Below are 6360 nucleotides of genomic sequence, written 5' to 3' on the forward strand. Positions count from 1 at the left end.
GTAATATAAATACCTAATTACATCTTTTAGGGTGTTGTAAAGAATAATCTAAATAAAGATCATCAAGTACATTATTATGAAAGCAACAGGAAACACGAAACATACTAGGTTAACCATTATTGTAATCTTTGCTTTTCTGGGTATTACTTTTGCTAAAGCCCAAACCACGGCAGAGCCTTCAACCGAATCAATATTGACATTTGATTTTAAAGGAATGCATATTGGCACCGCAGAAAACGAGCAAGGCCCCACAGGTACTACGGTATTCTATTTTCCAGATGGAGTAATGGGAGCAGCTGACATTAGAGGAGGTGCAACGGGTACCGTAAATGCACATGTTGTGACACGTAGCTATGAGAGCAAAATGATAGATGCCGTTGTTTTTTCTGGTGGCTCTTGGTATGGTTTGTCGGCAGCTACTGGAGTTGCCAATGCCATTAAGGACGAAAATGCAAAGCAGGGAAACGTCAACAAAATTGCAGGTGTACTGGGAGGTATCATCTATGACGTCGGTGGACGAAGGCTAAGCCGTGCCACCCCTGATGACCATCTGGGAAGGGAAGCTTTCCTATCGGCAAAGCCCAATTCGTTTCCTCTTGGGGCTTACGGTGCCGGAAGATTCGCCATGCAGGGTTCCTACTTTTTTTCCGGTGCAAAAGATAGAGAGAATCAGTTTGCCTCATGGCCGCATTCAGGTCAAGGTGCCGCCTTTGCTCAAATCGGGGAAACCAAGATTGCCGTTTTCACGGTTGTGAACGCATTGGGAGCCATTGTTGATCGAAATGGCCAATTGGTAAGATGCTCTAGAAACAAAAGTGATACCAACTGTATATCCATATCACAATTGATAAATGACACAGGACTCATGAAAGACCTAACAAAATCCAACAACAATGGTCCAACCAACAATACTACCCTTACGTTGGTGGTCACCAACAAAAAAATGCCGTATTGGGCCCTTCAACGAATGGCCGTACAAGTTCATACCTCCATGGGAAGGGCAATTCAACCGTTCTCTACCCAGTATGATGGCGATGTTTTGTATGCTGTTACTACAGCAGAAGTGGAAGACCCTGATTTAAGTCCTATGGCATTAACGGTTGCAGCTTCTGAATTGGCATGGGATGCCGTGCTCAATAGTGTGCCAAATGTACCGGAACCGCCAAAGCCACTTAAAACGTCGACAAGTCGACAAGTCCTTGAACCCTTTGTTGGCATTTATGAATTTTATGGCGGATTTAGCCTAGATGTCTTTTTAGACTCAAACCAGTTGAAGGCGAAATGCAACAAAAACGCGGGCATCTATTTTAATAAGGACCAAATTTACAGGCTTATTCCAGCCTCGGACGGGCAGTTTATAATAGAAACACCCGCAAAGGATGTCATCAGGTTTGAACTGACTCCTAAAAAAACCGTTACTGGTCTAACCGTCAATCCAGGGCCTTGGCATTTAGAAGCAGTAAGGAAGTAAAGTAAGGAGACAGATAATACCATATAAAGTTGAATTATCTGGCTATTTTAGAACGTGAGATAAACATCAAAAGTATTGGTTACATATTTTATATTCCACCATTTCCCTAAAGTAAAGATTAAAGGGCTGTATCTTAATTAAGACACAGCCCTTTTCAACTAACTCACAGAAAAGAGGTTCTAAAACCCCAAATATCTTGGTATATCAAATAGTTTATGGGTTTTGGTATTGGTACATGTGTGACTTTTTCATCAACAGTGCCAAAATTAACCAAAACTTATCCAATCAATAACCAGGGTTTTGCACCATGTTTCTATTGGTATCCATCTCAGATTGGGGGATTGGAAATAAAGCACGGTTTTCATTGGCATTTACCACACCACGTGAAATAGCATCTGACACCAAGGTACCTTGGCGTATCATATCTTGACGTGTCATACCTTCATAATGAAATTCCCATTGCCTTTCCTGAAATATGATGTCTCGAAACTGTTCTTTGGTTCCAACCTCAGCAAGGGTCAGTTCAGGTATTTTCGCTCTGTTTCTTACTTGGTTTATGAGATCCAAACTTTCAGGGTTTGGTCCATTCAATTCATTCAATGCCTCTGCACGGGTTAGAAGGATATCGGCATAACGTAGCAATATCCAGTCATTGCCCCCAAAACCTCCACTTGCATTAGGGTCCAGACCATATTTAAATGGGTAAGACCGGTCATTGCCCAGTCCTACTACAAGTTCACCAAAGCGATTGATATACTCAGTGGTAATAACCTTTGCTCTATCATCCCCTTCTGGATACGAAAGCACAAAAGAATCATAAACATACAACCTTGCAGGAAATGTTGACTGTGTTCCAGTAAATGGATAATCCGCAGGATAGGTCAATCCTGCAAGGGAGTTATTTAAATTTGGTGCCGGATCTCCTGGCTGAACCCAAAGCGCTTCTGAATTCCCTTCATTGGCTATGTGGAATAAGGTGGTAAAATCTGGAAATAATTCATACTTTCCTAAATCAATTACCGCTTTTGCTGCATCGGCGGCCTTTTGCCACTGTTTTGTGTTCAAGTAGAATTTTGACAGCATTCCATATGCCGCACCCTTAGTGATTTTTCCATAGGCATCTTGATCAACTGGCAAAAGTTCAATAGCCGCCAAAAAGTCCGCTTCTATTTGATTCCTTGTTTCCTCATCACTCGCCCTGGCCTTCTCCAATTCCTCTGGAGCAGTTGTGGTTCTTAGTACCACAGGGCCAAAAAAGTCATACAGCCAATAGTAAGCATGCGCTCTTAAGGCCAAAGCTTCACCTTTGAGGCGTTTTTCAAAATCACTTCCAAATTCAAACTCTTCTAGACTTTCCAAAATGGTATTACAACTATAGATAACGTCATAATTACGGCTCCAATGTACATTTAACAACCAGTGGGTTTCGTTCCAAGACCATAATTCAAAGATAGATGTCGTGGTACCTTCCCAAGCTCCTAAATGTCCATCACCTCTTCCGGTCATGACTATGTCTGTCTGTAACATGCCTGTCCAGTCATGTCCTGTTCGTTGTTCTCTGGCATACGCCTGAAACAATACACTTTCCAACCCTGTCTCGGTTGAAAGAAAGTTTTCAGTGGCCAATTGAGAAAATAGTTCTTCTTCCAGTGGCTCTTCGCATCCTATCAAGGAGGTTAGTACCACACTATAAATCGTCAATACTCGTATAATATTTTTCATAATAACAATTTTTTAAAACCCTAAATTCAATCCCAAAGTTATCGTTCGCGCAATTGGATACGCCTTGTTCTCGGCAGCACCATTACCTTGGTTATTTATATTACCCTCGGGGTTCAACCCTGTGTAATCTGTCAATATAAGTAAGTTTTGACCTGTCAAATACAATCTTGCCCGATCTAAAAATCCGAGGCTTTCTGTAGGCAGATTATACCCTAAAGTAACTGTCTGCAACCTTATAAAAGAGGCATCCTCTATAGCCAAAGAATTGATTATACTACCGCCATAAGTCGATGGGGCAATACCCGATGGCCATTGCGTATCAGGATTTTCTGGTGTCCACCTGTTCAAGATTACGTGTCGAAGTCCATTTTGCAAAGGTGCTTGTGGATTGTATGAACGGATTATATTTCCGTTTAGAAGTTCTGCTCCCAGTTGACCATCGATAAAGAAATCTAAGTCAATGTTTTTAAAACTAAACTTATTTCGTAATCCGAATGTAAAGTCTGGCCAAGGACTTCCCACTATTACACGGTCGTCCGGAGTTATAACACCATCTTCGTTGGCATCCAAGAGGATTGGATTTCCTGGCCTTGAATCAGGCTGTGCGGAATTGTCCACCTCCTCTTGGGTTTGAAATATGCCGGTCACCTTATACGTATAATACGAATTGAGTTCCTCTCCAGGTCGAATCAACCCATAATTTGAGCTAAACAGGTTACCTGTAATAATAGCATCAAGGTCACCAATGTCCGTTACCTCATTCTGTATTGTTGAAAATTGAAAAGAAGTATTCCATGAAAAATTTTCGCTCACAATATTTTTTGAATCTATCATAAACTCAAATCCTTTATTCTCCAACGAGCCCACATTCCTTAAGATTGAATTAAACCCTGAAGAGGTTGGGATAGGCAAATTCAGCAATAAATCATCTGTTTTCTTAAAAAAGTAATCCATACTAACCTGAATTCTTTCTTTAAAGAGTCCCAAATCAAGTCCTAAATCGGCTTGCGTGGTTGATTCCCATTTTAAATCGGGGTTTGCAATACGTGTGGCCGCCGTCCCTTGAAATGGAGATCCCCCCAAAATTGCTTGTGAACCCAAAGCAAAAGTGGATAGAGATGCAAAATTGCCGATCTCTTGGTTACCAGTGACCCCATAGCTTGTCCTAATCTTAAGGTTGGATATGAAGTCAGGAATGAAGTTTTCCTTACCTAGCTGATAAGCCAATGCAGCTGATGGAAAATAACCATATTTATTATTCTCTCCAAAGCGTGAGGAACCATCAGCGCGGAACGAGGAGGTAAACAAAAATTTATCAAAAAGGGTCAGGTTGGCCCTAACCAAGTATGATAACAGTGTGTTTTTATTTTTGTTACTTCCCAAGGTAACCGTTTCCACATTCCCCAATCCCAAATTGTTGGTTAGGAGAATATCAGTTGGGAAATCATCTATCCCAACAAAAAAGGAACGGTTGTTAAACTCCTCATAGGTAGTACCGGCCACGGCATTTAATTTGACGTTTGGGCTAAAATCTTTATTGTAAGTCATTGTGTATTGCAACAAGTAATTGTTGCGCTCCAAATTAGATACATTCGCCGAACCCCGTATTGCACCACCTGTAATCGATTCTCGGGTAGAATATAAATCTTGTCGTCCTGTATTCCTATCAACTCCAAGCCTAAAAGCTGCCGATAGCTCGGGCAATACCTGATATGATAGGCCTGCACTGGCGAGAAGCCTATTTGTTTCTGTTCTGGCCAATTGTCCTTCAGCATAATAAACCGGGTTTGAAATGGTCAAAAAAGGTGAATCAGTCAAATTGCCCTCTTCATCTCGGACAGGTGTTGTTGGCTCGTATATTGCAGCGGCATAATAGGGTCCTTGGAAAATCCCAACAGCTGCTCCCTCAGTTGCATGATCGTTTGACAGAACGCTATTGGTCAAGCTCAAATCAAACGTCAACTTGTCATTAAATTTATGATCTAGGTTAACCCTGAACGAGTATCTTTTGAATCCTGAATTCTTAATAACCCCTTCTTGATTCATATGATTGCCCGAGACAAAGAACTTGGATTTTTCATTGCCTCCACTAAATGAGAAATTGTGGTTGGATACAACAGCGTCCCTTGTCACTTCATCAAGCCATCTTGTACCTTCACCTATTTCCGCAATATCAGCATCCGTAAACAAAATGTCATTTCCACGGGCCAACTCAAGGCTGTTCATCGCTTCAATGTACTCACTGGTAGACAAAACGTCCAAATGCCTATAAATGGTTTGCACTCCCAAATAGGAGTCAATACTCACATTCAGCCCTGAACTACCTTTTTTAGTGGTGATGATAACCACCCCATTTGCGCCCCGCGATCCATAAATTGCGGTAGAAGAGGCATCCTTTAAAATTTCAATTGAAGCTATGTCATTAGGATTTAATGAGTTAAGAGGGTTTCTAGGGTTGCCATTCAATGGAATATTGGCTGCATTCCCCCCAGTAAACATTTCCTCATTGTTAATGGGGACTCCGTCTATCACATAAAGTGGTTGATCTCCTCCGGTTATAGAGTTAACACCACGGATCCTGACTGAGACACCACCTCCGGGTTCAGCACTAGCCTGATTGATCTGTACACCGGCCGCCCTACCCTGAATGGCTTGATCGACTGATGTTACAATTCCTTGGTTTAAATCATCGGAACGTAACGAAGATACCGCTCCGGTTAAATCACTTTTCTTCACAGACCCATAACCAATAACAACGACTTCATCCAATGCCTTGACATCCTCTTGCAGCTCCACATCCATTACAGACTGGTTGCCAACGGTAACCTCTTTGGTTTGGAAACCAATATAAGAGTACACTAAAATATCATCTGGCAAATCAACTCGAATTGCGTAGTTTCCATCAAAATCCGTAGTTGTGCCATTACTTGTGCCTTTAACTACTATCGACACGCCAGGCAAAACCTCCCCATTGGAAGTAACTTTCCCGGTTACGGTATTTTGAGCAAAAATCGGAACACAAAATAGAAATAGGAAAAACCCAATGAATACCGTTTTGTTCAACTTAATTTCATTCATACTAAATAGTTTTTTGGTTAATTCAGCTTGTTGGTTTTTTTGATTACTTAATCGTTTAAGTAATTGCACATAATTTTACAATATTAACC

General features: G+C 41.3%; 3 protein-coding genes. 1 reads left to right on the forward strand and 2 read right to left on the reverse strand.

Annotated elements, in window-relative coordinates; all coding sequences use genetic code 11:
- Window positions 1-76: 76 nt before the first annotated feature.
- Window positions 77-1471: a P1 family peptidase gene (locus A7D14_RS18090; protein WP_067037660.1), complete on the forward strand. Its 1395-nt coding sequence runs from the start codon at window positions 77-79 to the stop codon at window positions 1469-1471.
- Window positions 1472-1756: 285 nt separating this feature from the next.
- On the opposite strand, the gene A7D14_RS18095 is transcribed toward A7D14_RS18090, so the two are convergent.
- Both A7D14_RS18095 and A7D14_RS18100 read right to left on the reverse strand, forming a co-directional pair.
- The gene (locus A7D14_RS18095) at window positions 1757-3193 is read right to left on the reverse strand and encodes a RagB/SusD family nutrient uptake outer membrane protein (RefSeq protein ID WP_067037662.1); all 1437 of its coding nucleotides are present in this window, start codon (window positions 3191-3193) and stop codon (window positions 1757-1759) included.
- Between the two features lie 12 nt (window positions 3194-3205).
- Window positions 3206-6271: a SusC/RagA family TonB-linked outer membrane protein gene (locus A7D14_RS18100; RefSeq protein WP_067037664.1), complete on the reverse strand. Its 3066-nt coding sequence runs from the start codon at window positions 6269-6271 to the stop codon at window positions 3206-3208.
- Window positions 6272-6360 lie beyond the last annotated feature (89 nt).

The organism is Allomuricauda sp. CP2A, assembly GCF_001683915.1.
In the GTDB taxonomy this organism is placed as follows: Bacteria; Bacteroidota; Bacteroidia; order Flavobacteriales; family Flavobacteriaceae; genus Flagellimonas.

Excerpts from the sequence above, each read along its gene's own strand:
- A7D14_RS18090 (WP_067037660.1), top strand. The coding sequence starts at position 77 with ATGAAAGCAACAGGAAACACGAAACATACTAGGTTAACCATTATTGTA.
- A7D14_RS18095 (WP_067037662.1), bottom strand. The coding sequence starts at position 3,193 with ATGAAAAATATTATACGAGTATTGACGATTTATAGTGTGGTACTAACC.
- A7D14_RS18100 (WP_067037664.1), bottom strand. The coding sequence starts at position 6,271 with ATGAATGAAATTAAGTTGAACAAAACGGTATTCATTGGGTTTTTCCTA.